We start from the raw sequence: 26,762 nt of genomic DNA on the forward strand, positions 1-26,762 counted from the left end.
CGGCACATGAACGTATTGGTGACAGGAGGGTGTGGCTTCATCGGCTCCAACCTCGTGAGGTACCTGCGACGCGAGCGACCCGAGTGGACGGTGGTCAACCTCGACCTGCTCACGTACGCGGGCAACCTGGAGAATCTGTCGGACCTCGAGGGCGACCCCCGCCATGTCTTCGTCCGCGGCGACATCGGCGACCGCGCGCAGATGGAGGAGCTGCTCTCCACGCACGCCATCGACGCCGTGCTGCACCTGGCCGCGGAGAGCCACGTGGACCGCTCCATCCTGGGGCCGGAGGTGTTCATCACCACCAACGTGCTGGGCACCCAGCGGTTGCTGGAGGCCTGCCGCGCGCGGGGCGTGAAGCGCTTCCTCATGGTCTCCACCGACGAGGTCTACGGCTCGCTGGGGCCCACGGGCGCCTTCACCGAGTCCTCGCCGCTCCAGCCCTCCAGCCCGTACTCGGCCAGCAAGACGAGCTCGGACCTGGTGGCGCTCGCGTACCACCACACGTTCGGAATGGACGTCGTCGTGACGCGGTGCTCGAACAACTATGGGCGCTACCAGTTCCCGGAGAAGTTGATTCCGCTCATGGTGGTCAACGCGCTGCACGACAAGCCGCTGCCCGTGTACGGCGACGGCGCGAACGTGCGCGACTGGCTGCACGTGGAGGACCACTGCCAGGCCTTGCTGCGCGCGCTGGAGCAGGGCCGCGCGGGCGAGGTGTACAACATCGGCGGTGGGGCGGAGCGGCGCAACATCGACATCGTGAAGGCCATCCTCGGGCTGGTGGGCAAGCCGGAGTCGCTCATCCAGTACGTGAAGGACCGGCCGGGGCATGACCGGCGCTACGCCATCGACCCGTCGAAGATTCGCGCGGAGCTGGGCTGGACGCCCGCGCACACCTTCGAGCAGGGCCTGGCGGAGACGGTGCGCTGGTACGTGGACCACCCCGCGTGGTGGGAGCGGGTGATGAGCGGCGCCTATCGGCAGTACTTCGAGACGCAGTACCGCGGTCGTCTCCAAGGGAGGGCGTGACATGCGCGTGCTCGTCACGGGCTCCAACGGACTGGTGGGAAGCCGCGCCTGTGTGCTGCTGGAGCAGCGGGGACACACGGTGGTGGGCTTCGGCCGAGGCCCCCGGCGCACGGGCGGCGAGTACGGCTACGTGTCGGTGGACCTGACGCGCGAGGCGGAGGTCGCCGCGGCGATGGAAGCCGCCGCGCCCGAAGTGGTCATCCACTGCGCCTCCATGACGGAAGTGGACGCCTGCGAGAAGGACCCGGAGGCGGCCTACGCGGGCAACGTGAACGCGACGGCGGCGGTGGCTCGCGGGGCACGCAAGGCCGGGGCGCACCTGGTGCACGTGTCCACCGACTACGTCTTCGACGGTGACGCGGGCCCCTACGACGAAGCCTCCATCCCCAACCCGCGCGGCGTCTACGCGGTGACGAAGCACATGGGCGAACAGGCGGCTCGGGTGCTCGCGCCCGGCTGCGCCATTGCCCGGACGGCGGTGGTGTATGGCTGGCCTCCGGTGGAGGGGCGGCTCAACTTCGGCGCGTGGCTGGTGATGACCCTGGAGAAGGGGCAGCCCGCGCGGCTGTTCGAGGACCAGGTCGTCTCGCCCAGCCTGGCGGACAACGTGGCGGCGATGCTGGTGGAGCTGGGCGAGCGCAAGCTCGGTGGCGTGTGGAACACCTGCGGCGGCACCGTCGTGGACCGCGTGGCCTACGGCCGGGCGCTGTGCGAGGTGTTCGGGTTCGACGCGAAGCTCATCGTCCCCACGCGCATGGCGGAGCTGAAGCTGCCCAGTCCCCGTCCGCTGAAGGGCGGGCTCAAGACGGACAAGGTCCGTGGCGAGCTGGCGGCGAAACCCCTGGAACTGGCCGAATCGCTGGCGCGCTTCCACGCGACGTGGAAGGCCGCGCGCGGGCACTGACTTCGAGAGGTGGACATGAAGGGCATCATCCTCGCCGGCGGCTCGGGCACGCGGCTGTACCCACTGACCCGGGTGGTCAGCAAGCAGCTGTTGCCGGTGCACGACAAGCCGATGATCTACTACCCGCTCAGCACGCTGATGCTGGCGGGCATCCGCGACGTGCTCATCATCTCCACGCCGCAGGACCTGCCGCGCTTCCGGGAGCTGCTGTCGGACGGCACGCAGTGGGGGATGCGTTTCGAGTACGCGGAGCAGCCCCGCCCGGAGGGCCTGGCGCAGGCCTTCATCATCGGCCGTGACTTCGTGGGCAAGGACCCCGTGTCACTCATCCTGGGCGACAACATCTTCTACGGGCACGGGCTGAGCAGCCTGGTGCGCGGAGCGGCGCGGCGCGCGGCGGGCGCCACCGTGTTCGGCTATTACGTGAAGGACCCGGAGCGCTACGGCGTGGTGGAGTTGGACGCGAGCAACCGCGCGGTGAGCCTGGAAGAGAAGCCGCTCAAGCCGAAGTCGAACTACGCCGTCACCGGGCTCTACTTCTACGACAACCAGGTGCTCGACATCGCCGCCGCGCTCAAACCGAGCAAGCGAGGCGAGCTGGAGATCACCGACGTGAACGCGGAGTACCTGCGTCGCGGTCAGCTCGACGTGGAGCTGATGGGGCGCGGGTACGCATGGCTGGACACGGGGACGCACAGCTCGCTCATGGAGGCGTCCAACTTCATCGAGATTATCGAGCGGCGCCAGGGCCTCAAGGTGTCGTGCCCGGAGGAGATTGCGTACCGGATGGGCTACATCGACGCGAAGCAATTGGTGACGCTGGCGGAGCCGATGCTCAAGAACGAGTACGGGCAATATCTGATGTCCGTCGCGGAGAACCGGGGCGCGGTGTCATGAAGGTGACGCCGCTGGAGATTCCGGAGCTGTTGCTGGTGGAGCCGAAGGTCTTCGGTGACGACCGGGGCTTCTTCATGGAGCTGTTCCACGAGAAGCGCTACGCGGACGTCGGCATCCCCGGGCCCTTCGTCCAGGACAACTACTCGCGCTCGGCGCGGGGCACGCTGCGCGGGCTGCACTTCCAGGAGCCGCAAGGGCAGGGGAAGCTGGTGCAGGTGTTCGCGGGCAGCGTGTACGACGTCGCCGTCGACGTCCGGCGCGGCTCGCCGACGTTCGGCCAGTGGGTGGCGGTGGAGCTGTCCGCGGAGAACCGGCGCCAGCTCTGGATTCCGCCGGGCTTCGCCCACGGCTTCTGCGTGACGAGCGCCACCGCCGACTTCCATTACAAGTGCACCACGCTCTACGCGCCGGAGACGGAGCGCTGCATCGCCTGGAACGACCCGGACCTCGCCATCCCCTGGCCGGTGCCCGAGCCGTTGCTGTCACCCAAGGACTTGCGCGCGCCCCGACTCAAGGACGCGCCGGTGCTGCCCTCGCTTTAGCCCGGGTCGAGGGCAGCTCGGGGGGCTCCCTCAGTAGGCGCCACCCGCGCGCAGGTTGATGCCGAACTCGAGGTACGCCTTGAGACACGTCATCATGTGCATCCAGCCGCCACAGTTGTCGTAGGACGCGTCGACTCCCCGGGCGTCCTCCTTCCAGCCTGACTCGCGGATCTGCACCAACGTGCTCCGCGCATCGATGGGCTTGAAGAGCATCTCCACGCGGGTGTTGTAGCCACCGCCCGCCGCTTCCCATTCGAAGACGATGCGCTCGTCCCTGGCCACCGTGCGGACGATGACGTCGTTCTCGCCGGGGGCCTCCGCGAACCGCCACTTCACCGTCGTGCCTTCCACCAGGGGCGCACTGGCCGCCTGCACGAAGTACCCGCTCAACTTCTTGGGGTTGACGACACCGTCGAAGACCTCGGCCACCGGCTTCTGGATCTTCAACTGCACCTGGAACTTCGGCTCCATGAGGATTCTCCCGTTGGGGTTCCACTTCAATACATGTTATATTTCTATAACATGTCGAGCGAAGCCAGGGACGACCAAATTTTCAAGGCGCTGGCGGACGCGCGGCGGCGGGCGATGTTGGACCTGTTGAAGGCCGCGCCCCGGACCACGGGTGACCTGTGTGAGCACTTCGCGGCGTCCCTGGACCGGTGCACGGTGATGCAGCACCTTGGAGTGCTCGAGCGGGCGGGCCTGGTCATCGCCGTGCGGGAGGGCCGCACGCGGTGGAACTACCTCAACGCCGCGCCCTTCAAGGAGATCCACGACCGGTGGATCTCCCCCTATGCGATGGAGGCAGTGAGCCTGCTGGCGAGGATGAAGCGGGACATGGAAGAGGACTGAGGCCCCGTCGGAGAAACGTGGCGGGGCGTCCGGCCGCTCCCTGGCGCCTACAGGCTCTTCAGGAACTCCACCAGCTCCGCGCGCTGCGCCGCGTCCGGGACGTAGACGGCGTGGGGCGCCTTGTCTCCGCGTGCCGGGTCCAACAGCGACGACAGCCCCACCACGGAGCTGTCATGGAGGAAGCGGTCCTTGCGCCCCAGGTCGAGCAGGAGCGGCATGGCGGAGCCCCGCGGCTCTCCTCGGCGGCTGGCCTCCACCACCACCGTCTTGTCGTCGAAGATGCTGGCCGGGTCGTCCTGGATGGGCGCGAAGGCGATGGGGCGCACGCCCGCTTCCTCCGGACGCTGGGCAATCACCGTCGGGTTGTAGCCCGGGAAGATGCTCTTCATCGGCACGATGAAGGACGGGACGCGCTTGCCCTGGTCCACGTTGTGGCAGTTGGTGCAGCGCGCGGTGAACTGCTCCTTGCCTCGCGCGGCCAGGGTGGCGTCAAAAGTCCCTGGCGCGGGCGCGGCGAGGCTGTCGGTGTACGCATTCAAGTCCCGCAGCGCGTCCTCGTTCACGCGCAGGCCCACGGGTGCCTCTTCCGTTCCCGCCTTGTCGGAGACCTGCGTCGCGGTGATGTACGGGAAGCCCTCGCCCACCACGCCTCCCTTCCCCTTGACCTGGGTGTCCTTGAGGATGGCGAGGTAGTCGTCCGCCAGCTCGTTGCCCGCGGCCACGCCGCCCAGGGCCCTGAGGAACGCGCGGCCATCCGGCGTCACCAGGCTCGTCGGGTCCAGCAGCACGGTGTAGACGAGGTTGTTGAAGTTCTCGAGCCGAGCGATGTCGCCGGGAGTCCCCCACGGCGCCGCCAGGTCCGTCCGGAAGAAGGCCGCGATGTGCTGCTGCGCTCCCGTGCCGTCCGGGGCATCGTCGAACGTGCCCAGCGGATAGAAGGCCGGGTTGCCGACGAGCGCGTCGACCTGCGCCTCCGTGGACGTCTCCGTGAGCCCCTGGTCCGACGGCGCCCGGCCAATGGACTTGTTCCCGTTGGCGGCGAGCTTCACCTGGAGCAGCGGGTAGAGCGCGCGCGTATTGGCGGCGACCGCGAAGATGCCACCGACGTTGAGGTTGTGCGGGGTGGGCCCGTCCACCTGCTTGCCGATGGAGCCACCTCCGAGGTTGTTCGGAGACTTCACCACCGAGCCATCGGTGATGGCATGGCACAGCGCGCAGCTCACGCCGACCTTGTCGCCGCTGGCGACATCCCGCTTGCCGTCGCCATTGGTGTCCTTGACCACGACACCAATCACCGCGTTGGCGTTGATGAGCAGCAGGGTGGTGGCCGGGTCATTGAGCAAGGGGCCGCTGGTGCCTTGGCTGGCCAGCTCATTCGCCACGGCGGTCTTCGTGGCCGCGTCGAGCGCATCCACGTTGACGCTCAGGCCCGCTTGAAGCGCCTGCACCGGGGTGAGCTTCGCGGCCACGATGCCCGTGGGCAGCCGCACCGCGTCCGTCCAGAAGCCCTCGTTGCCGAAGGTCTCGAAGCGGAACACCTGCTCGCCCCGCGTCTTGTCTCCTCCCGTCAGCCGGGGGAGGTCGGGCCCCTGGTCCACCGGGCCGTCCTTCGTCTGGTTCTGATTGACCGGGTCGCCGTTGTCCTTGTTGCTTTTCGAGCAGGCCACCTGCGATGTGGCCATGGCCGCGGCGAGGAATACCCAGCCGACATGCCCGTGAGTCTTGTTCATCCCATCCCCCAATGCTGACGCGCTTCAAGGCGCGCTGCTATTGAGGCAAGCCGCGCATGCGAGGCACGTGCATTTCGCGCACGCCCTCGGGCCCGTCGCGCCGGCAACACCCGTGCTGATCTCCGGTGCTCAGTTCGGCCCCGGAGTCGGACCCACCCTTTCGCCGGATGACGCTTCCTCGGCGCGGTCAGGTCTCGACGCCGGTGACGCTCGTGCGGGCGACGTCGCATTCCTCGCAGCCGGCGTCCGGAGGACAGAGGAAGGTGAGCGGCGCCGAGGCAAGGTGGGCCACAGCGAGGTCCACGAGCGCCCGCGCGTCGAACAGCCGTGCGTCGGCGTTTCCGACGTTCCCCTCGCGCTGGAGGCCCCGGGCCCGAAGCCAGTCGTCGGCGAGCCGGAAGTTCCGACAGCAGTGGTCCGTCTCGGCGATCATCACCGTGCGCGCCACGCCATCGACCTCGACGACACAGGGATGGGAGACGGAGTAGGGCACCTTCGCGAGGGCCTCCGCCAGATGCAGCGTCGTGTTCTCCCCCTGCGTCACCCCGAGAAGGAGGACCTGTCCGTCCAGGTCGTGAACCCGGCCCACCGGGCTGTCGGGGCCGTGCGGAGGAGAGAGCGGTTGCGGCCGACAGATGACCGCCGCATGCGGGCCCTCGGCGGCGAACGAGCCTCCCGGGTGCGTGCTCCGTGAGACTCCAGGCTGTCGCCAGAACAGCTCCGCGGTGATGCCCATGTCCGTCGTCGGCGTGGACGCGGGGTCGAACACCGTCTCGCCGTCGGTCATCGTGGGCATGACCAGGGTGCCGTCACGCCCGAGCGCCGCGCGCAGGGCGCCAATCAACCCGAGAGGGCCTCCCTCGACGGGCCGCACCGCCTTGAAGGACGTGTGGACCAGGAGCACGCCTCCCTCGCGGACGCCCAGGGACCGGAGCTGCTCCACCATTTCCCGCTGGCTGACTTCGCGCATGGCGCCAGGAGTCTACCGGGCCTCGCGCCACACCGCTTCACGGCCCGGTGACGAGGGAGCGTCCGAGCCCTCCCGCGTTTCCCGTGCGCTCCCGGGGGCCCACGGTTAACGCTGGGACGCCGGGGGTGGTGCCGCCCGGGACGGGACGGGCCCGTCCTCCGTTCCGCGTGCATGCCCTGGGGTCCCTCGATGATTCCCTTCTCCGTTCTCGACCTCTCCCCCATCCGCCAGGGCAGTGACGCCGGTGACGCCCTGCGCTGCACGCTGGACCTGGCCCGCCATGTGGAACGCTGGGGCTATCAGCGCTTCTGGCTGGCCGAGCACCACAACATGACGGGCATCGCCAGCGCGGCCACCGCCGTCGTCATCGGCCATGTCGCGCAGGGCACCTCCACCATCCGCGTGGGCGCGGGCGGCATCATGCTCCCCAACCACTCGCCGCTCGTCATCGCCGAGCAGTTCGGCACGCTGGAGACGCTGTATCCCGGTCGCATCGACCTGGGCCTGGGCCGCGCTCCCGGAACGGACCAGCGCACCGCCTCCGCCCTGCGGCGCAGCCGCGTGGACTCCTCCGACGCGTTTCCCCAGGACGTCGCCGAACTGCAGGCCTACTTCCAGGAGCCGGAGCCCCATCAAGCCGTGCGCGCCGTGCCGGGCATGGGCCTCAAGGTGCCGCTGTGGCTGTTGGGCTCCAGCCTCTTCAGCGCGCAGCTCGCCGCCGCCATGGGCCTGCCCTTCGCGTTCGCCTCGCACTTCGCGCCGCAGCAGATGATGACCGCCCTGCGCCTGTATCGCAGCCAGTTCCGCCCGTCCGAGGTCCTCCAGAAGCCCTACGCCATGCTCGGCATCAACGTCTTCGCCGCCGACACCGAGGCCCAGGCCCAGCGCCTCTTCACGTCGCTGCTGCAAGCCTTCGTCAACCTGCGGCGCGGCCGGCCGGGACTGCTTCCAGCCCCCGTGGAGACGATGGACGGGCGCATCACCGAGTATGAGCTGGCGGAGGTCGAGTCCATGCTCGCGTGCTCCATCGTCGGCGACCCCGAGCAGGTGGGAGAGGGACTGCGCTCCTTCATCGCCGAAACCCAGCCCGACGAACTCATGGTCACCGCGCAGATCTTCGACCACACCGCGCGACTGCGCTCCTACGAGCTGCTCTCCCAGGTCCACGCCCGGCTGTCCGACGACGCGAGACCCGCGCCCACCACGGGCGGGTGAGGCGCCCTGGCGTTCGGGGGCGCCTTGAGACAGCGGGCATATGTGACAGCAGATTTCGGACGTGGGAGGGACTTCATCGGAAGTCAGGGCTTATGCATGATGCTGGAGTTCCATCTCTGGCTCAGGAGTCCCCCATGAACGCCCCCCGAATCCTCGCCGCGCTGACCGCCTGCTTCTCCCTGTCCCTCCTGGCTTGCGGAGGAGGCGAGCCGACGGCGTTCGCCCCCGAGACGCAGGCCCCCGTGAGCAGCGTGGAGCAGGGCATCGGCTACCCGCCGTCCTGCGCGAGCGGCGACACGCTCATCTACTGGGTGGAGAACGTGCAGGCCTGCGTCCTGAAGTGCGGGTCGACGCGTCTGCCCGGTCAGCCGGCGACGCAGTACGCGGCCTGTCAGTCGAACATCTCCGGGACGAGGACGCTCATCAACGTGCGTCACTGCATCCCCGGCTGTAGCCTTGAGTAGTCGTTGCTCCGCGCGCTGACCTGGCGCTCCCCGGTCCGCTCCGATGCGTGGCTCCCTCGCGGGCCACGCCTTTGCGTGAGCGGACTTGGGTGGGACGCCTTCCGCTACTCGGAGACGTCCGGTGGCAGCATCTGGCGGCACCGCGCCATGCCACGCTGTGCATCGGCGAGCCGCGGATAGTCCCGTGACACGGCCCCGTAGAGCTTGATGGCCTCCTCGCAGTTGCCTTGTTCCTCGCGCGCGCGGGCCCGTGACAACCGCTTCGTCACGTCCTCAATCTTGCCTCCCAGCTCCGCGAGCTTCGGCTCGACGGAGTCCAGGCCCATGCTCTTGGCCAGCGCGAACTTCTCCGAGGCCTTGGCCAGCTCCCCGTTCGTGAAGTCGTCGCCGATATCGATGAGTCGATCCAGCGCGCGCTCCTTCTGACGCTCCAGGGCCGAATCGCCCGCTCCCGCCGCGACACCCTCGGTGGGGGGCGGGGCATGCTCCGCGCCGGGCTCGTGGGGCGGGGGGCCTTCCTCGGCGGGTGGTGGACCTCGCGGGGGCGGGGGACGCGGAGGCGGGCCGTGAGGCGGAGGATGGGGAGGCGGGTGCCCCAGGTCTCCCATCCCGTGGGGGCCCGGAGGTCCCTGGCTGTCACCCGGAGGCGGGCCCCGCAGGGCAATCACGCCGAAGCCACCGGCGAGCAGCGCGCCCGCGACGCTCAGGGCCAGCACCCAGCCCGGGCGACCGCTCGGTGGCGGCGCGTAGGGAGAGGCCGCGTGCGCCGTCTTGTCGAACCCGTCGCGCGCCGTGCGTTGCGGAAGCTCGGGCATGCCTGGCGCGGGCTGCGTGAGCTGGATGGGCGCCACGCGGCCCGTGTTGTAGAGGCCCGGGTCGATGGGGGGCGGCGTCGACACGGCGGCGCCGCGCAACATCGTGTCCTCGGTGCCGTCGCCGTAGAGCATGGTGCCCGGCGAGGACTCCTCGGCCGCGCCTGGCTTCACCACGGGGCTGACGCCGCTGATGGCGGGCCGGCCGGACATGGTGGGCAGCGCGTTGCTCAGGTCCGCGGCGAACGCCTCCATCGTCATGTAGCGCTCCACGCGCTTCTTCGCGGTGGCCTTCTGGATGACCGCGTCGAGCGCGGGCATGTCCAGGTCCGGCACCACGTCCACCAGCCGGGGAATGGGCTGATGCACCTGCTTCTGCATGATGTCCGCGACGCTCGTGCCGTCGAACGGCTGCACGCCAGTGAGCAGCTCGAAGAGCACCACGCCCACCGCGTAGATGTCCGCGCGCGCGTCCACGTCCTGGCCCATGGCCTGCTCGGGGGACATGTACCGGGGCGTGCCGGCCACCGCGCCCTGCGCCGTGAGGCGCGTGGCCCCGTCGGCGATGCGGGCGATGCCGAAGTCCAGCACCTTGACGTGCCAGCCGCGCATGCCCTGCCGGACCATCACGTTCTCCGGCTTGAGGTCCCGGTGCACCACGCCGCGCGCGTGCGCGTACGCCAGCACGTCCGCGACCTGGAGGATGATGTCTCCGGCTTCATGGAGGCTCAGCCGGCCCACGTTCGCGAGCAGGCGCTTGAGGTCATCACCCTCCACGTACTCCATGGAGATGTAGAGGCTGCCCTCCTCGTCCTGGCCGAAGTCGTGCAACGTCACCGCGTTGGGATGCCCCACGCGGGCGTAGCTCTTCGCCTCGTTGAGGAAGCGCCGCGCGACGTCCGGGTCCAACGACAGGCCGCTGTTGAGGAACTTCATCGCGACCTGCTGGCCAATGCCCACCTGCTCCGCCAGGTACACGGAGCCCATGCCGCCCTGGCCCAACCGCTTGAGCACGCGGTAGCGGCCCGCCACCGTGCGGCCCAGCATCCGGTCCACCTGCGGCGCGACCTTCAGTTGCTCGGTGCTTCCACAGCTCGGGCAGGCGCCGCCCCAGGTGTCGTGCTCCGTCTCGCACCGCTGACAGATGAAGAGGGCCATCCAAGTCCTTCCTGACCGCGAGGTGGGTGCGACGTCAGCGTGACGGGGGCGCGGCGTAGCGCTGGAAGAGCAGGCGCTCCAGCTCGCGCGCGCCGTCCTCCTTCGACGTGCGCTGCGCCACCGCCGCGCGGAGCAGGTCCGTGCGGGGGTCCTCCGGCAGCTCCGCCTCCATCACCGCCAGGGCACCTCTCAGGTCCCCCGCGCGCTGGAGCGCCGCCGCGCGCCACACCCGGTACTCCGTCACGCCCGGCGCCGCCGAGGCCGCCTTCGCGAACAGCCCCTCGGCGCCCTTGGAGTCATTGCCCTGGAGCGCAACCAGTCCCTCCAGGAACAGGCCCTGCGCGGGCGCCTGGGGCGCGGCTTCTCCCGAGTCCTTCGCCCAGTCCAGCAGCTCCCGGCCGGTGCGCAGTTGCTCCGTCGTCAGCGCCTCGCCCTTCAGCGCGCGCTGGTGCACGTCCTCCGCGGAGGCGCGGCTCGCGGTGCTCAGGCGCGTGCCCATCTCCGCCAGGTCCACGCCCAGGTAGTCCGCGGTCACCAGGGTGCGCAACTGCTCGCCCGCGCCCGCCGGGCCCGCGAGCGTGCCAGCCTCCAGCGCCTCGAAGAAGTCGGCCTTCAGCTCCACGTGCCGCGCCGTCATGTCCGCCGGCACCGGGCCCTTCTTCTTCTTCTTGCGCGCGGCCTTGAGCTGGCGCTCGCACAGCTCCAGCTCGCCCTTCGCCTTGGGACGCTCCTGGATGTCCGGGGCGCTCTTGAGCCAGGCGCGGTACGCGGCGCACGCGCTCGCCGTCTCCTTGGCCCCCATGCGCGCGCGGCCCAGACCCAGGTAGGCGGGCAGCAGCGAGGGATTGGCGCGCGTGGCCTGGAGGAACACGCGCGAGGCCTCCGCGTACTTGCGCTTGTTGTAGAGCTTCGTGCCCTCGGCGACGAGCGCGTCGGCGTTGCCCACCGAGGGGCCCACGAGCGGCGCGGCGCTGGCCGTGCCCCACACCAGCAGCGCGCACGTCAGCAGCAGTCGACGCGACTCAGAACGCATAGCCCACCCCTCCACGGAAGTTGCTCGTCCCGGCGATCTTCCCCAGCAGCGAGAAGCCCCGCTGGTACGCCACGGAGGCGTACAGCCCCTCGTAGACGAAGACTCGCGCGGAGGCCTGTCCGGACGCGTGCAGGTCCAGCGCGTAGAGGCCGTCCTCGAAGCGGGGCGAGTTGCCGGAGCCGTCGTCCTCCTCCTTCGCGAGCGCGCCGCGCAAATCGAGCCCCGCCTGGATGGCGAAGGACACCGGGCCCAACACGTATCTCAGTTGCGGTTGCAATGCTCGCAGCGACACCATCTGGACCTTGGTGTCGACCTGCGTGAGCCCGGCCACGTTCGGGTTCTGCACGTCCTGCGGGACGTTGACGCCCATCGTCCAGACGTCGCCGGTGGAGTACCAGGTGGCGCCCACCAGCATGACGCCGAAGTACTGGCCGTAGCGTCCGTACTCCAGGCCCAGCCCTCGCAGCCGACGCGAGCCCGGCGCGCGCACGCCGTTGCCGCGCACGTCGCTCAGCCCGCCCTCCGTCTTCACCGGCTGCGCGGTCAGCGTGTCGGACGTGAGGCTGGTGAACTCGTAGGCCGCCTCCAGGTAGCTCTGCCGCGCCATGGTGGCCTCCTGCCGCCTCTTCATGGCCAGCTTGAAGGCCTGCATCGACGTGGGCTTCAGCTCCCGCTCCAGCGTGTACGTCGCGCCCGGGGCAATCTCCGCCTGGACTTCCTGCGGCTCGTAGCCCTCGCGCGCCAGTCGCAGGGTGCGTGAGCCGGGTTGGATGCCCTGGTCCACCGCGTCCTTGCCCACCACGGCGCCGTCCACGGAGATCTCCGTGCCCTCCGGCAGGACCTTCACCACCAGCCGCGCGGGCACCTTCTCCAGGGCCGGCCGCAGCTTCACCTGCTCACGCGAGCCCACCACGCGCGTCTCTTCCCTGGGCAGGTGCGAGGCCAGCTCGAAGCGGAACGTGTGCTCGCCGGGCAGCACCTCCGTGGCGTACGGCGTGACGCCCATCTTCACCCCGTCGATGAACACCGTGGCGCCCGCGGGCACCGACACCGCTTCCACCAGCGCGTTGAGGGACAGGAACTTCACCAGCACGCCGGCCAGGGCCTTCTCGAAGGCGGGGTTGCTCGTCTCCGCCTCCGCGCGTGCTCCGCTCTCCGAGCGCACGCTGACGGCGCGGAAGCGGTAACCGGCGTCGTCCTGGCCCACCCGCACCAGCACCACGCGCTCCAGGCCGAGCGACGCCAGATAGGTCCCCAGGGGCTCCCGACACCGGGCGCCGCCGGCCAGACAGCCCAGGTCTCCTTCCCGGCCCTGGAGGTGCGAGGCCAGCGCCCCCACGCCGACGACCTGTCGAGGCTTCACGTCCCCCGGCAGCAGGCCGGTGATGCCTTCCTCGGTCCGCTTCACCAGGGCGTCCTGCCCTGGATACATGGGCTGGATGAGCCAGAGGGTGTGGGCCGGGGCCTCGGCGCGGGCTTCCGGTGAAGCGCCGGGTGTCGCGCTGGCGACCAGCGCCAGGCTGACACTCAGGAGAGAGGCGACGAACATTGCGTCCTCGGGGCGGGCTGAGGCGGTGAGGTCCCGTCTGCCCGGGTAGGGCGGAAAACGGGCGCCGGGTGTTTTTTACCGGATGAAATGTTTTTCAGGAAGACGGCCCCCCGAGGGTGGAGCGGCCAGGGAGGCTGCCCATTGGGGCAGGGGCGCCACCGAGGGTCCGTATGGCCATCTTCCCCAGGACTTACATGGATGAGGGGGCGAGATGGTCTTGCCAGGCAAGGGCATGGGGTGGTGGGAGTTCTTCAAGGTCCTGAAGGACGAGTGGAAACGCGACGATGTCAGCGACGTCGCGGGGGCCTTGACGTTCCGCGCCATCCTGGCGCTGTTCCCCTTCCTCCTGTTCCTCGTGTCGCTGGCGGGCGTCATCATCGACCCCAACCAGGCCCAGGTGCTCATCCAGGAATTGGGGAAGGTGGCGCCCAAGGAGGTGACGACCATCCTGGGGCAGCGCATCCAGTCGCTGGCGGACAGCAACCCGGTGGGGCTCTTGACGGTGGGTGGTGTGGGCGCCATCTGGGCGGCCTCCGGGGGCATCGTCGCGTTGATGGACGCTCTGAACACGGCCTACGGCGTCGAGGAAACGCGGCCGGTCTGGAAGCTTCGGCTCATCGCGGTGACGACGACGCTGGTGGCGGCGGCGGTGGCCATCTTCGCGGCGCTGGCGGCCGTGGCGACGCCCGCGCTGGCCAGCAAGCTGCCGGGCCCCGCGTCCACGGTGGCGCTGTGGCTGCGGCTGCCCGTGGCGGGCCTGCTGATGATGTTCCTGTGGGCGGTGCTCTATTACGTCCTGCCCAACGCGAAACAGAAGTTCCGCTTCATCACCCCGGGCTCCGTGGTGGGCGTGCTCATCTGGGTGGCGGCGTCGTGGGCCTTCTCCAAGTACGTGGCCAACTTCGGCAAGTACGACGTGAACTACGGCGCCATCGGTGGCGTCATCGTGCTCCTGCTGTGGATGTGGCTGTCCTCGCAGGTGGTGCTGCTGGGCGCGGAGATCAACTCCATCCTCGAGCAGCGCTCGCCGGAGGGGAAGGCGCCGGGACAGCACGTGCCGGGGCAGGGCAAGGCCGTGCTGGCGACCAAGTCGGAGCTGGAGCAGGGCGGGGCGGACATCCCTGGCGCTCGGGACTTCCGTCCGGCGGTGGACCCGGCGACGGGCCAGGGCCTCGCCAGCGACGCGCCCCCGAAGCTCCAGCAGACGCCGTTGGCCGCCGCCGCGAAGTGGGCCGCGGGCCTGGGCCTGGGCGTCTTCTTCCTGCGGCGAAACACCGGTCGCTGAGCCTCGACGCATTGAATTCGCAGGTCTGCTCCCGGGCCCTGGCTCCCGCGCCCCTGGAGGGTGCTGGGGAGGAGCCGCCCTTCCCCGGGGCGAGTCTCCGCCGGGAACATTGACTCGGCCGACGACGAGGCGGCTGGCATCAGAATCCTCGGCGTCGCGAGTCCTTGAGTCCCAGGAACGGACGCTCACGGAGGCCGTCCTCGGTTTGAATATTTCCCGGGGCTCAGCCATGTGTCGGCTGGGTGTGTCACTCTCAGGCGTCGCACGTCGCCGTCGCCCCCTCCGACAGCCCCGTTATCCGTTCCCCCCGCTCAGCGGGGCGTGGACGCGCATGCCATGGATATTTGATGTCTCGGACTGTGTTGTTCCTCATCCGCCCCTTGTCGGCATTGCTCTGCCTGGGGGTTCTCACGAGTGCATGTGGCGACGCGGGGTCGGGCCCCGGGCCGACGCCGCCCGGGTCTACGGACACCGTCGCGCCCACCACCGTGGCCTCTCCGGCGGGGGGACTCTTCAACAGCCCTCGCACGGTGACGCTCACCTGTGATGACGGGACGGGCTCCGGCTGCGAGGCCACGTACTACACGCTGGACGGCAGCGCTCCGACGACGCGGTCCATCCGCTACTCGGCCTTCGTCATGGTGGAGGCCAGCGCCACGCTGCGCTTCTTCTCCGTGGACCATTCTGGCAACAGCGAGAGCGCGCGCTCGGCGGAGTTCGTGGTGGACGTGGACCCTCCGGTGGTCTCCGCGACTCCGGGTTCGGGTACCCACGATGCTCCGCTCATCGTGACGCTGACGTGTGATGACGGCACGGGCTCCGGCTGCTCTCGCATCCACTACACGCTGGACGGCGCTGTCCCTTCGGAGACGTCTCCCCTCTACTCGGCCCCGCTCACGTTGATTGCCGGCGCGCGGCTGCGATTCATCGCCATGGACCGCGCAGGCAACGCGTCGCGCGAGGGCACGGAGCTCTACTCGTTCGACAAGGGCGGGCCTGCCTCCGCCGCCACCCCTCGGGGTGGGGTGTTCGCCGGTCCGACGCAGGTGGCGCTCACGTGTGATGACTCGGGCGGTTCCGGCTGTGCCAGCACCCGCTACACGTTGGATGGCACGGCACCGACGCTGGATTCCCCCGTGTACGCAGGCCCGCTCCAACTCACCACCACCACCACGGTGCGCTTCTTCTCCATGGACACGGAGGGGAACCGCGGGGACCTGGTCATCGAGACGTATGTCATCGATACCGCGCCGCCCACCGCCTCCGCGACGCCTCGGGGTGGCACCTACTCCTCGGCGCAGTCCGTGACGCTGAGCTGCGAGGACACCGGGGGCGCTGGCTGCTCCGCGCTGCACTTCACGACGGATGGAACCACTCCCACGACCGCCTCCGCGCGCTATGGGCAACCCCTGGCGCTCTCGTCGTCGACGACGCTGCGCTTCCTCGCGGTGGACGGTGCTGGGAACCTTGGACCGGTGGTCTCGGAGGCGTACGTCATCGATACCGTGCCGCCAACCGCGTCCGCGACGCCTCGGGGTGGCTCCTACTCCTCGGCGCGGTCCGTGACACTGAGCTGTGACGACACGGGGGGCTCCGGCTGCTCCGCGCTGCACTTCACGATGGATGGAACCTCTCCCACGACCGCCTCCGCGCGCTATGGGCAACCCCTGGCGCTCTCGTCGTCGACGACGCTGCGCTTCCTCGCGGTGGACAGTGCTGGGAACCTTGGCCCCGTGGTCTCGGAGGCGTACGTCATCGATACCGTGCCGCCCACCGCGTCCGCGACGCCTCGGGGTGGCACCTACTCCTCGGCGCAGTCCGTGACGCTGAGCTGCGAGGACACCGGGGGCGCCGGCTGCTCCGCGCTGCACTTCACGACGGATGGAACCACTCCCACGACCGCCTCCGCGCGCTACGTGCAACCCCTGGCGCTCTCGTCGTCGACGACGCTGCGCTTCCTCGCGGTGGACAGTGCTGGGAACCTTGGCCCCGTGGTCTCGGAGGCGTACGTCATCGATACCGTGCCGCCCACCGCGTCCGCGACGCCTCGGGGTGGCACCTACTCCTCGGCGCAGTCCGTGACGCTGAGCTGTAACGACACGGGGGGCTCCGGCTGCTCCGCGCTGCACTTCACGACGGATGGCACCTCTCCCACGACCGCCTCCGCGCGCTACGCGCAGCCCCTGGCACTCTCGTCGTCGACGACGCTGCGCTTCCTCGCGGTGGACGGTGCCGGAAACCTCGGTGCCACGGTGACGGAGACCTATTCCATCATGCTGGCCCCGACCACCGTGGCTCAGCCCGAGGGCGGCCTCTTCCGGACCCCGCAGACGGTGACGCTCGTGTGCACCGACGGCGCGGGCCTCGCCTGTGCGGGGACCTGGTACACGCTGGACGACAGCGAGCCGACGCCGACGACGGGAACTCCGTATACCGGCCCCATCTCGCTGTCCTCCACCACGCGCCTTCGCTTCGTGTCGAGGGATTCGGTGGGCACCCTGGAAGCGTCCCGCCTCCAGGTCTACACCTTCGACGTGACGGCCCCGCTCACGCAGGCCGAGCCTCCCGGAGGCACGTTCAACGGCCCCGTCACCGTGCGGCTCACGTGCACGGATGCGCCCGCGGGCTGCCGTGAGACGCGCTACACCCTGGACGGCACGGCGGTCTCGAGCAGCTCGCCGCTGTACACCGCGCCCATCGTCCTCGGGCGGAACACCACCGTGAACTTCAAGTCGGTGGACAACGTCGGGAACGAGGAACCGGGGCGGCAGGAGATCTACACGGTGCCCGACGTGGCCAACAACGCCTCGTCGCAGATCGATTGGCTGCGTGGCGCGGCGGATGGCGCCCAGCCCATGCTGCCCATCAATGGAGCCATCGTCACCTTCGTCAAGCCGGGCGTGGGCGACCCCACGAGTGATGGCCCGGGCATCTTCCTCCAGGCGAAGCAGGAGGGGCCGGCCATCTTCGTGTCGGTGAACCCCGCCGGACTCGTCCCGCCTCCAGTGGCGGGTGACTGGGTGAGTGTCCGGGTGAATCACCTGCGCACCGTGAACGGCCTGCGCCGCGCGAGCATCGACACCAGCAGCTACGCCGTGCTCGCCAAGAACTTCCCCGTGGCGACGCTGGCCCAGGAGGTGAGTTCCGTCGATCTGCCCCTCGTGCGGGACATGTTCGACTCCGAGCTCATCTCGCTGCAAGGTGTCATCAACGGCGCCTTCACTCCCTCCGGCACGGGCCATCTCCAGGCGCCCTTGACGACGTCGGCCATCCCCGTGGGCTCCTCCAGCGCGGCCCAGTTCCGTCTGCGCATGGTGGCGACGGTGAACGACACGGTGGAGCTGACTCCTGGTTGCACGGTCTCTCTCACTTCACCCCTGTGGCACTACGTGTCCGCCTCGGCGTCGACGCAGCCCTCCCTCTGGGTCCCCGAGCAGCTCACCTCGCAGACGTGCCCGTCCCCGGCTGTCATCGAGACGAAGGCCCTGAGCGCGACGAGTGTCTTGGTGCGGTTCGACCGGCGCCTGGATGCGAGCAGTCTCCTGGGGAGCGGTGCCCAGTTCTCCATCACCGCCCTTGGCGGGCTCGCCGTCACGGGCGCGACGCTCCAGTCGCCCACGGAGGTGGTCCTCACCACGGCGCCGCAGACTCCCCGCCAAGGCTATGACCTCAAGGTCGCCTCGACGCTGAGGGACAGGAGGGGCGTCGGCGTGCAGGCGCCGACAAACAGCGGTTTCTTCCAAGGCTTCTCGATCTCCGCGCGCCTGCGCATCACCGAAGTCGCGCCCAACATGACGGGCGGCCGCGACCTCGTGGAGCTGCGCGTGCTGCAGTCCGGCTCGGTGGGGGGCATGACGCTGTTGCTGGACGGGGGCCCCGCGCCGCTGGCGACGTTCCCCGAGGTGGAAGTGCAGGCCGGCGACGTCATCGTCATGCACCTCAATCCAGACCTCGTGCAGGAGGATGCGGGGCCGCAATCAGAGACGCTCGGGCGCACGGAGTTTCCGCAGGCGGCGTTTCCCGCGAACCATGACTCCGCGTGGGACTTCCACAGCGGCGCCACCGTCAGCCTCCCCACGGGCAACCGGGTGCTGCGTGTGCGGGACGCCCAGGGGGCCGCCCAGGATGGCCTCGCCGTCACGGTTCAGAGCAACACCAGCGCCGGTTTCCTGGGCGAACTCCAAACGCTCCAGGGTCAGGGCCAGTGGTCACCCACGAACTGTGGCGGTGTCCCCTGCACGTACTCCACGCTCCCCACCGCCTGGAGCGTCTCCGTCAGCTGGTCGTCGGCCTTCGTGTCGACGGGGAAGCAGATCACCCTGGGCCGTGTCACTTCCGTAGACAGCAATAGCGCCTCGGACTGGGCCGTGGGCACGGGGACCTTTGGACTCGTGAATCCCTGAGCCCCAACCGAAGGACTCCTTCGCGGAGGGCCGCCGGAATTTGAAACTTCCGCGAGGCTCCGCTATCAGGCGGTGGTGCGTGCCATCCACGGATGGCACACGGCGCCGTTCCCTCCCCCGACAGCCCCGATATCCGTTCCTCCCCGTTCGCGGGGAGTGGACGCGCATGCCATGGATTCGCGATGCCTCGGTTTGTGTCGTTCTTCTCTCGTTCCCTGTGGGGAGTGCTCTGCACGTTGGTGCTGACGAGCGCGTGCGGCGGAGGAGGCTCGGATCCCGTCCCCACGCCCCCCGGGTCCACGGACACCGTCGCGCCCACCACCGTGGCCTCTCCAGCGGGGGGCCTCTTCAACAGCCCGCGCACGGTGACGCTCACCTGTGCTGACGGGACGGGCTCCGGCTGCGAGGCCACGTACTACACGTTGGATGGCAGTGCTCCGACGACGCGGTCCATCCGCTACTCGGACTTCGTCATGGTGGAGGCCAGCGCCACGCTGCGCTTCTTCTCCGTGGACCGGGCGGGCAACAGCGAGAGTGCGCGCTCGGCGGAGTTCGTGGTGGACGCAGACCCTCCGAAGGTCACCATGTCGCCGGGCTCGGGGATTTATGGCGTTCCGCTCGTCGTCACGCTGACGTGTGACGACGGCACGGGCTCCGGCTGCGCCCGAATCCACTACACGCTGGACGGCGCCATCCCCTTGGAGACCTCGCGACTCTATACGACGCCGCTCACGTTGCTGGCCGGGGCACGGCTGCGCTTCATCGCCCTGGACCGCGCAGGCAACGCCTCCGCGCCGGGAGCCGCGCTGTATACCGCCGACATGACCGGGCCGGACTCCGTCGCCACGCCTCGGGGGGGACTGTTCGCCGGCCCGACTCAGGTCGCGCTCGCGTGCAATGACGCGGGGGGCTCCGGCTGTGCTCGCATCCACTACACGCTGGATGGCAGGACGCCGACGATGGACTCCCCGGCGTACAACGGCCCTCTTCAGCTCACCAACACCACCACGGTGGCGTTCGTCGCCGTGGACGTGGTGGGAAACCTTGGCGAGCTGGGCATCGAGACGTACGTCATCGACACCGTGTCGCCCACCGCCTCCGCGACGCCTCGGGGTGGCGCCTATTTCTCGGCGCAATCCGTGACGCTGCGCTGCGCGGACACGGGGGGCTCCGGCTGCTCCGCGCTGCACTACACGACGGACGGCACCGCGCCGGGCACCACCTCACCTCGCTACACGGAGCCGCTGGCGCTCTCGGCGACGACGACGCTGCGCTTCCTCGCGGTGGACAACGTGGGGAACGTCAGTCCCTCGGTGACGGAGACCTATTCCATCCTGGTGGACCCGACGGCGCCCACCACCGTGGCACAGCCCGAGGGGGGCGTGTTCCGGACCCAGCGGACGGTGACGCTGGCGTGCGGCGACGGCGCGGGCAGCGGCTGCGCGGGGACCTGGTACACGCTGGACGACAGCGAGCCGACGCCGACGACGGGAACTCCGTACACCGCGCCCCTCACGCTCTCCGCCAACACGCGCCTGCGCTTCGTGTCGAGGGATGTCGCCGGCAACCTGGAAGCATCCCGCCTCCAGGTCTACACCTTCGACGTGTCGGCCCCGCTCACGCAGGCCGAGCCGCCTGGAGGCACGTTCAACGGCCCCGTCACCGTGCGGCTCACCTGCGCGGATGCCCCCGCGGGGTGCGGTGAGACGCGCTACACGCTGGACGGCACGGCGGTCTCGAGCAGCTCGCCGCTGTACACCGCGCCCTTCGTGCTCGCGCGCAACACCACCGTGAAATTCAAGTCGGTGGACAACGTCGGGAACGAGGAGCTGGGGCGGCAGGAGATCTACACATTGCCCGACGTGGCCACCGTCGCGTCGCAGCAGATCGCCACCGTGCGCGCCGCGGCGGATGGCAACGTGCCGAGACTGCCCATCGACGGCGCCATCATCACCTTCGTCAAGCCCGGGGTGGGCAACCTGACGAATGACGGCCCGGGCATCTTTCTTCAGGCGACGCGCGAGGGACCGGCCCTGTTCGTGGAGTTGAACCCCTCCGCGGTTTCGCCTCCTCCGGTGGCGGGAGACTGGGTGGGCGTCCGCGTGCTCAATGTGCGCACCGGCAACGGCCTGCGCCGCGCGACCATCGACCCCAGCAGCTACACCGTGTTCGCCAGGGACTTCCCCGTGCAGACGCTGGCGCAGGATGTGAGCGCCATCGACCTGCCCATGGCTCTGGAAAACTTCGAGTCCGAGCTCATCTCCCTGCGCGGCGTCATCAGTGGCCCCTTCTCCGCCTCGGGCACGGACCACCTCCAGGCGCCCCTGACGACGGTGGGCGTCCCCGCGAACTCGTCCAGCGCCGCCCAGCTCCGGCTGCGCATGGTGGCGACGGTGAACGACTCGCTGGAGCTGGTGCAGGGCTGCGACGTCTCGCTCACCTCTCCGCTGTGGCGTTTCGGGACGGTCTCCGCGTCGACGCAGCCTTCCCTCTGGGTTCCCGAGCAGCTTACCGCGCAGACGTGTCCGCCCCCGAAGGTCCTCGGAGCGTTCGCGCTCTCCTCGACGACCGTCCTGGTGCGCTTCGACCGGCGGCTGGATGCGGGCAGCCTCCTGGGCAGCGGTGCGCAAATCACCATCCCCGGGCTCTCCGTCACCGGCGCGACGCTGCAGTCGCCCAAGGAGGTGGTCGTCACCACGCCGCCGCAGACTCCGCGAGGCAGCTATGGCGTCCAGGTCGCCGCGACGCTGCGGGACCTCAAGGGGGACGGCGTGCAGGCGCCGAACAACACCGCCTCCTTCCGGGGGTTCGCGACGCCCGCGCGGCTGCGAATCACGGAGGTTGCTCCCAACATGTCGTTCAACCGCGACCTGGTGGAGTTGGTCGTGCTCCAGTCCGGACCGGTGACGGGCATGACCCTGATGCAGGACGGGGGCTCCGAGCCGCTCGCGACGTTCCCCGACGTGGAGGTGCAGGCCGGCGACGTCCTCGTCATGCACCTCAACCCGGACCCCGTGGGCGAGGCGGGGCCCCGTTCGGAGCTGAGCGGGCCCATGGAGCATCGCCGGATGCTGTATCCCGCGACGCATGACACCGCGTGGGACTTTCACAGCGGCGCCACCTTCAGCCTCCTCCCGGGCAACCGGGTGCTGCGCGTGCTGGACCCCTTCGGCGCCACGCAGGACGGCCTCGCGGTCTCCATTGGGACCAACACGTTCGCTGGCTTCCTGACGGACCTCGCGCTGCTCCAGTCCCTGGGCCAGTGGATACCCGCGACGTGTGGCGGTGTCCCCTGCACGTACTCTTCCGCCCCTTCCGCCTGGGACATCACCGTCGCCTGGGCGCCGGCCTTCGCGTCGGCTGGAAAGCAGACGACCCTGCGCCGTGTCACCGCTGGAGACACCCACGCGGCCGGAGACTGGGCCGTGGGGACGGGTAGCTTTGGACTCGTGAATCCCTGAGTCCCGGGGCTCCCAGCGGACGAGCAGCCCGGCAGTCGGGGAATGCCGGGTTGCACGCCGTCAGGGCGGGCGATAGGTAACCATCGGAGTCTCCATTCCAGCCCGGAGGGTGAGTGAACAGCCGATTCACCATGGCGGCGCACATCGTCGCGATGCTCGCGAAGTGCTCCGGTGACGCGGCCGGTCCGCTGACGTCCGAGGCGATGGCGCGCAGCATCCAGACGAACCCCGTCGTGGTGCGGCGGCTCTTGGGAGACCTGGCTCGCTCGGGGCTGGTGGAGACGAAGCGGGGCGTTCGCGGAGGCGTGACGCTGGCCCGGCGCCCCGAGGACATCACCCTTCGGGACATCTACGAGTCGGTGGAGGAGGGCGCGGAGCTGTTCGGCAGGCACCCGGTGGGGCCCGCTCCGGACTGCGCCATTGGCCCCTGCGTGGCCGACTACCTGGAAGGTGTCTTCGGCCGCGCGGAGGCCGCGCTGAAGCAGAGCCTGGAAGGCACCACCGTGGCCCAGATGTCCGCGGACCTCAACGCCCGCTTCCTCGCGCTCAACCCGCCGGAGAAGACGGGCTGAGCGACAGGCGGGCCCTTCACGTCAGCGGCGCTGGGCCGCGACGGCCGCGTGCTTCTCGCGGAACTCCGCGTATGGTCCGTTGAAGTCGAGCACCTCGCGGCCCGCCTCGAGCGACCAGATTCGCGTGGCGACCTCGGAGATGAGCTCCTGGTCATGCGTCACGACGATGACGGTGCCTTCGTACTTCTGGAGGCCCTCGGCGAGCGCGGAGATGGACTCCAGGTCCAGGTGGTTGGTGGGCTCGTCGAGCACGAGGACGTTGTCCTGCATGATCATCAGCTTGGACAGCAGCAGGCGCACCGTCTCACCACCGGAGAGGGTGTCGGTGTTCTTCATCCGCTCCTCGCCGGAGAAGAGCATCCGGCCGAGCACGCCGGAAATCTCTTCGTTGGTGAGCTTGTCGTGCAAGTCGCGCAGCCAGCCGAAGCAGGTGGTGCCCTTGCGCACGACGCCGTGGTGGTCCTGCGGCAGGTAGCCGACGGAGGCCTGGTGGCCCCAGCCAATCTTGCCGGTGTCCGGCTCGAGCTGCCCGGCGAGCATCCTCACCAGGGTGGACTTGCCCACGCCGTTGCGGCCGATGACACAGACGCGCTCGCCCTTGCACACCAGCGCGTTGAAGGGGCGGATGACGGGCACGCCGTCGAAGGACTTGCTGATGCCCTCCACCATGAGCGTCTGCTTGCCGCTGACGACCTTCTGGTCGAAGCGGATGAACGGCCGCGCGATGTTGGAGCGCTTGAGGTCGTCCGACTTCAGCTTGTCGATCTGCTTGATGCGGCTCTGCACCTGCGAGGCGCGGGTGCCGGCGTGGAAGCGCGCCACGAAGTCCTGGAGCTGGGCGATCTTCTTCTTCTTCTCCTCGGTCTCGGACTCCACGCGGGTGCGCAGCTGGGACTTCTGCCGCACCATGTCGTCGTAGCCACCGTTGTACTGGATGATGGCCTCGTAATCGATGTCCGCGATGTGCGTGCAGATGGAGTTGAGGAAGTGCCGGTCGTGGCTGATGGTGATGAGCACGCCCTCGTACTCGTGCAGGAAGTTCTCCAGCCAGCGGATGGAGTCGATATCGAGGTTGTTCGTGGGCTCGTCGAGCAGCAGCCCCTCGGGCTTGCCGAACAGCGCCTGGGCGAGCAACACGCGCAGCTTGAGGCCGCCGGTCAGCTGCCGCATGGGGCCCTCATGGAAGGCCTCTTCGATTCCCAGGCCCGCCAGCAGCGTGGCCGCGTCGCTCTCCGCCGAGTAGCCATCCTCCTCGGCGATGACGCCCTCCAGTTCGCCCAGCCGGTTGCCGTCCTCGTCGGTGATGTCCGACTTGGCCAACAGCTTGTTCTTCTCCGACATGGCCGCCCACAGGGGCAGGTTGCCCATGAGCACGACGTCGAGGACGCGTTCCTCCTCGTAGCGGAAGTGGTCCTGGCGGAGGATGCCCAGCTTGCGCGGCCGGACGATGTTGCCCATGTCGGCTTCCTCGTCTCCGGCGAGGATCTTCATGAACGTGGACTTGCCCGCACCGTTGGGGCCGGTCAGGCCGTAGCGGCGGCCCGGGGAGAAGGTGACGTTGACCTCCTCGAAAAGCTTCTTGGGCCCGTAGGCCTTGGAGACGTTGATGACGTTGAACATGGCGGGCGCGTTGTAGCGGAATTGACGCGGAGCGGCCAAGGCTGCGTGGAATCGCGACCCATCCGTCTCGCGGTGACCTCATGAAACGCCCGGCAGGCGACGAAAAATGCCTTGAAATGGCGGGGTCTTGAGTCCCCGTCCGGCTGGCAGGCGGGGGGACGGGCGACAGGGGTGGACCATGGGGCGGGGATGACGGGTATAAGGCCCCGCCCATGGCCGTCCGCTTCGAACTCCTCACCACCGACCCCACCGGCGCCCGCGCCGGAGTGCTTCACACCCGGCGCGGCTCCTTCAGCACGCCCATGTTCATGCCGGTGGCGACCCATGCCGCCTTCCGGCATCTGGGCATGGAGGAGGTGAAGGAGACGGGGGCCAGCATCCTGCTGGCGAACACGTACCACCTGATGCTCCGGCCCGGCGCGGAGGTCTTCCAGCGCTTTGGCGGCATCCATTCCTTCATGCAGTGGGATGGGGGCGTGCTCACCGACTCGGGTGGCTTTCAAATCTTCTCCCTGCCGGAGGACCGGCTCATCACGGAGAAGGGCGCGCACTTCCGCAGCTTCTACGACAACAGCCGGCAATTGCTCAGCCCCGAGTCGAGCATCGCCATGCAGCAGTCCATCAACTCCGAAATCATGATGGTGCTGGACGTGTGCATCGACTCGCGCACGGACGAGGCGGGCACGCGCGAGGCGATGGAGCGCACGCACCGGTGGGCGGTGCGCAGCCTGGCGGCGAAGGCCAAGGTGGACACGGGCCAGGCGATGTTCGGCATCGTCCAGGGCGGCGTCTTCCCGAACCTGCGCGACGAGAGCGCGGAGTTCCTGACGAAGCTGCCCTTCGACGGCTTCGCCATTGGCGGGCTGGCGGTGGGGGAGACGAAGGCGGAGCGCGAGTCCATGACGTTGCGCACCACCGCGTCGCTGCCGGCGGACAAGCCTCGCTACCTGATGGGCGTGGGTACGCCGACGGACCTCATCGAGGCGGTGCTGCGCGGCGTGGACATGTTCGACTGCATCATCCCCACGAAGATGGCGCAGCAGGGCTACGCGTACACCTTCCAGGGCCTGGTGCGCATCACCCGCAACGTGTTCCGGCTGGCGGACGAGCCGCTCGACGCCGAGTGTGATTGCTACGTGTGCAAGCGCTACACGCGCGGGTATCTGCATCACCTGATGCGCGGCAAGCACCACCTGGGCTCGCGCTTCCTGTCGGTGCACAACGTGCGGCACTACCAGAAGCTGATGGCCCGCATCCGCGCGGGGATTCTCTCCGGCACCTACGAGCAGGTGGCGCGCGAGCTGAAGGTGGCCATCGCCACGCCCAAGGATTTGAAGGAAGGGGCGAGCGCGAACGAGGTGACGCTGAAGGAAGTCGGATGAGCGAGGAGGCCAACCCGCGCGACGGGGACTTCGAGCTCGTCACGCTGCGCAACGGCTCGCGCGCGGTGCGGCACCTGGGCCATGGCGAGGTGATGCACCCCTCGGTGGGCCCGTGGAAGGAGGCCCTGGGCCTCTACGTGGAGCAGCCCCGGCTCGCGGAGCGGCTCTCCCAGGAGGGCCCGCCGCTCGTCATCCACGATGTGGGCCTGGGGGCCGCCACCAACGCGGTGGCCGCGCTGACGTGCGCGCGGGAGTTGGGGGCCGCTCGGCGGCGGACGCTGGAGGTCATCAGCTTCGAGGTGGACCTGGCGCCGCTGCGGCTGGCGCTGGCGGACGCCGCGGGCTTCCCGTTCCTCCAACCGTTTCGTCAGGCGGCCCAGGCGCTGATGCGCGACGGCGTGTGGGAGGAGGACGGCCTGCGCTGGCGGCTGCACCTGGGAGACGCGGTGCCGTTCCTGGACGGGGCGCTGCCCGTGGCGGACCTGGTGTATTTCGATCCGTTCTCTCCCGCGTCGAACCCGGACATGTGGACCGAGGACGTGCTCGCGCGGGTTCGCCGGCACTGCCGTGAGGATGGCGAGGGCGCGCTGCTGTTGACCTACAGCGCGGCGACGCCCACGCGGGTGACGCTGCTGCTGGCCGGTTTCTTCGTGGGGGCGGGTGCGTCCACGGGGACCAAGGGTGAGACGACGGTGGCCTCCACGCGGCGCGAAGCGCTGGCATCGCCGTTGGGTACGCGGTGGCTGGAGCGCTGGACGCGCTCGTCGTCCCGGGCGCCCCATGGCGCGACGTTGACGCCCGACGTCGAGGCCCGCGTGCTGGCCCATCCGCAGTGGCGTTGATTCAATCTCCGTGTGAGGGAATGGGCGCTCAATTCCTGC

At 69.3% G+C, this 26,762-nt stretch carries 20 protein-coding genes; 13 read left to right on the forward strand and 7 right to left on the reverse strand.

Annotated elements, in window-relative coordinates:
- The first annotated feature begins 6 nt into the window (after nucleotides 1–6).
- From rfbB to rfbC, 4 genes are read left to right on the forward strand one after another with little or no spacing between them, the layout of a single operon-like run.
- Nucleotides 7–1,032 (forward strand): dTDP-glucose 4,6-dehydratase, encoded by a 1,026-nt coding sequence (gene rfbB / locus HUA78_RS37645; RefSeq protein WP_174455825.1) that lies wholly within the window; start codon nucleotides 7–9, stop codon nucleotides 1,030–1,032.
- Between the two features lies 1 nt (nucleotide 1,033).
- Nucleotides 1,034–1,936, forward strand: coding sequence for an SDR family oxidoreductase (locus HUA78_RS37650; RefSeq protein ID WP_141646887.1), 903 nt, complete (start codon nucleotides 1,034–1,036; stop codon nucleotides 1,934–1,936).
- Nucleotides 1,937–1,951: 15 nt separating this feature from the next.
- Nucleotides 1,952–2,833 (forward strand): glucose-1-phosphate thymidylyltransferase RfbA, encoded by an 882-nt coding sequence (rfbA, locus tag HUA78_RS37655; RefSeq protein WP_174478371.1) that lies wholly within the window; start codon nucleotides 1,952–1,954, stop codon nucleotides 2,831–2,833.
- Entirely contained in the window at nucleotides 2,830–3,375 is a 546-nt protein-coding gene (gene rfbC / locus HUA78_RS37660) for a dTDP-4-dehydrorhamnose 3,5-epimerase (RefSeq protein WP_174455822.1), read from the forward strand. The genes rfbA and rfbC overlap by 4 nt, the downstream gene beginning before the upstream one ends.
- A 30-nt stretch (nucleotides 3,376–3,405) precedes the next feature.
- Here rfbC and HUA78_RS37665 read toward each other — a convergent pair whose 3' ends face one another.
- Nucleotides 3,406–3,846: an SRPBCC domain-containing protein gene (locus HUA78_RS37665; protein WP_174478372.1), complete on the reverse strand. Its 441-nt coding sequence runs from the start codon at nucleotides 3,844–3,846 to the stop codon at nucleotides 3,406–3,408.
- Between the two features lie 51 nt (nucleotides 3,847–3,897).
- Here HUA78_RS37665 and HUA78_RS37670 point away from each other — a divergent pair, with 51 nt between their 5' ends.
- Nucleotides 3,898–4,227 (forward strand): helix-turn-helix transcriptional regulator, encoded by a 330-nt coding sequence (locus HUA78_RS37670; RefSeq protein WP_141646883.1) that lies wholly within the window; start codon nucleotides 3,898–3,900, stop codon nucleotides 4,225–4,227.
- Between the two features lie 47 nt (nucleotides 4,228–4,274).
- Here the strand turns inward: HUA78_RS37670 and HUA78_RS37675 are convergent, their stop codons facing one another.
- Together HUA78_RS37675 and HUA78_RS37680 are read right to left on the reverse strand one after the other, a co-directional pair.
- Nucleotides 4,275–5,957, reverse strand: a complete 1,683-nt coding sequence (locus tag HUA78_RS37675) for a hypothetical protein (protein ID WP_217442741.1) — start codon at nucleotides 5,955–5,957, stop codon at nucleotides 4,275–4,277.
- A gap of 187 nt (nucleotides 5,958–6,144) precedes the next feature.
- Nucleotides 6,145–6,927, reverse strand: coding sequence for an AAC(3) family N-acetyltransferase (locus HUA78_RS37680; RefSeq protein WP_174455820.1), 783 nt, complete (start codon nucleotides 6,925–6,927; stop codon nucleotides 6,145–6,147).
- Between the two features lie 189 nt (nucleotides 6,928–7,116).
- Between HUA78_RS37680 and HUA78_RS37685 the strand changes: the two genes are divergently transcribed.
- Together HUA78_RS37685 and HUA78_RS37690 are read left to right on the forward strand one after the other, a co-directional pair.
- A complete protein-coding gene (locus HUA78_RS37685) occupies nucleotides 7,117–8,142 on the forward strand; it encodes an LLM class flavin-dependent oxidoreductase (protein WP_141646891.1) in 1,026 nt (341 codons plus the stop codon).
- A gap of 134 nt (nucleotides 8,143–8,276) precedes the next feature.
- Nucleotides 8,277–8,606 (forward strand): hypothetical protein, encoded by a 330-nt coding sequence (locus HUA78_RS37690; protein WP_174478373.1) that lies wholly within the window; start codon nucleotides 8,277–8,279, stop codon nucleotides 8,604–8,606.
- 104 nt (nucleotides 8,607–8,710) lie between these two features.
- Here the strand turns inward: HUA78_RS37690 and HUA78_RS37695 are convergent, their stop codons facing one another.
- Genes HUA78_RS37695 through HUA78_RS37705 form a run of 3 tightly spaced genes read right to left on the reverse strand, consistent with a single transcriptional unit; the run spans nucleotide 8,711 to nucleotide 13,158 of the window.
- On the reverse strand, nucleotides 8,711–10,576 hold the full coding sequence (locus HUA78_RS37695) for a serine/threonine-protein kinase (RefSeq protein WP_174478374.1): 1,866 nt from the start codon (nucleotides 10,574–10,576) through the stop codon (nucleotides 8,711–8,713).
- Between the two features lie 34 nt (nucleotides 10,577–10,610).
- Nucleotides 10,611–11,609, reverse strand: a complete 999-nt coding sequence (locus HUA78_RS37700) for a tetratricopeptide repeat protein (protein ID WP_141643733.1) — start codon at nucleotides 11,607–11,609, stop codon at nucleotides 10,611–10,613.
- Nucleotides 11,599–13,158, reverse strand: coding sequence for a PEGA domain-containing protein (locus HUA78_RS37705; RefSeq protein ID WP_141643732.1), 1,560 nt, complete (start codon nucleotides 13,156–13,158; stop codon nucleotides 11,599–11,601). The genes HUA78_RS37700 and HUA78_RS37705 overlap by 11 nt, the downstream gene beginning before the upstream one ends.
- 211 nt (nucleotides 13,159–13,369) lie before the next feature.
- Between HUA78_RS37705 and HUA78_RS37710 the strand changes: the two genes are divergently transcribed.
- The 4 genes from HUA78_RS37710 to HUA78_RS37725 all read left to right on the forward strand — a co-directional run bounded on the left by HUA78_RS37710 (nucleotide 13,370) and on the right by HUA78_RS37725 (nucleotide 22,879).
- Nucleotides 13,370–14,443: a YihY/virulence factor BrkB family protein gene (locus HUA78_RS37710; RefSeq protein WP_174478375.1), complete on the forward strand. Its 1,074-nt coding sequence runs from the start codon at nucleotides 13,370–13,372 to the stop codon at nucleotides 14,441–14,443.
- A 347-nt stretch (nucleotides 14,444–14,790) separates the two neighbouring features.
- The gene (locus HUA78_RS37715) at nucleotides 14,791–18,846 is read left to right on the forward strand and encodes a chitobiase/beta-hexosaminidase C-terminal domain-containing protein (protein ID WP_174478376.1); all 4,056 of its coding nucleotides are present in this window, start codon (nucleotides 14,791–14,793) and stop codon (nucleotides 18,844–18,846) included.
- A gap of 182 nt (nucleotides 18,847–19,028) precedes the next feature.
- Complete coding sequence (locus tag HUA78_RS37720) at nucleotides 19,029–22,307, forward strand: chitobiase/beta-hexosaminidase C-terminal domain-containing protein (RefSeq protein WP_254624111.1); 3,279 nt, start codon at nucleotides 19,029–19,031, stop codon at nucleotides 22,305–22,307.
- A 113-nt stretch (nucleotides 22,308–22,420) separates the two neighbouring features.
- On the forward strand, nucleotides 22,421–22,879 hold the full coding sequence (locus HUA78_RS37725) for an Rrf2 family transcriptional regulator (RefSeq protein WP_217440687.1): 459 nt from the start codon (nucleotides 22,421–22,423) through the stop codon (nucleotides 22,877–22,879).
- A gap of 21 nt (nucleotides 22,880–22,900) precedes the next feature.
- Here the strand turns inward: HUA78_RS37725 and HUA78_RS37730 are convergent, their stop codons facing one another.
- Nucleotides 22,901–24,499, reverse strand: a complete 1,599-nt coding sequence (locus HUA78_RS37730) for an ABC-F family ATP-binding cassette domain-containing protein (RefSeq protein WP_141643735.1) — start codon at nucleotides 24,497–24,499, stop codon at nucleotides 22,901–22,903.
- A gap of 212 nt (nucleotides 24,500–24,711) precedes the next feature.
- On the opposite strand from HUA78_RS37730, the gene tgt reads away from it, so the two are divergent.
- A complete protein-coding gene (gene tgt, locus HUA78_RS37735) occupies nucleotides 24,712–25,881 on the forward strand; it encodes a tRNA guanosine(34) transglycosylase Tgt (protein ID WP_174455814.1) in 1,170 nt (389 codons plus the stop codon).
- On the forward strand, nucleotides 25,878–26,723 hold the full coding sequence (locus HUA78_RS37740) for a tRNA (5-methylaminomethyl-2-thiouridine)(34)-methyltransferase MnmD (RefSeq protein WP_174478378.1): 846 nt from the start codon (nucleotides 25,878–25,880) through the stop codon (nucleotides 26,721–26,723). The genes tgt and HUA78_RS37740 overlap by 4 nt, the downstream gene beginning before the upstream one ends.
- Nucleotides 26,724–26,762 lie beyond the last annotated feature (39 nt).

It is taken from the genome of Myxococcus sp. CA033, from assembly GCF_013336625.1.
Taxonomy (GTDB): Bacteria; Myxococcota; Myxococcia; order Myxococcales; family Myxococcaceae; genus Myxococcus; species Myxococcus llanfairpwllgwyngyllgogerychwyrndrobwllllantysiliogogogochensis.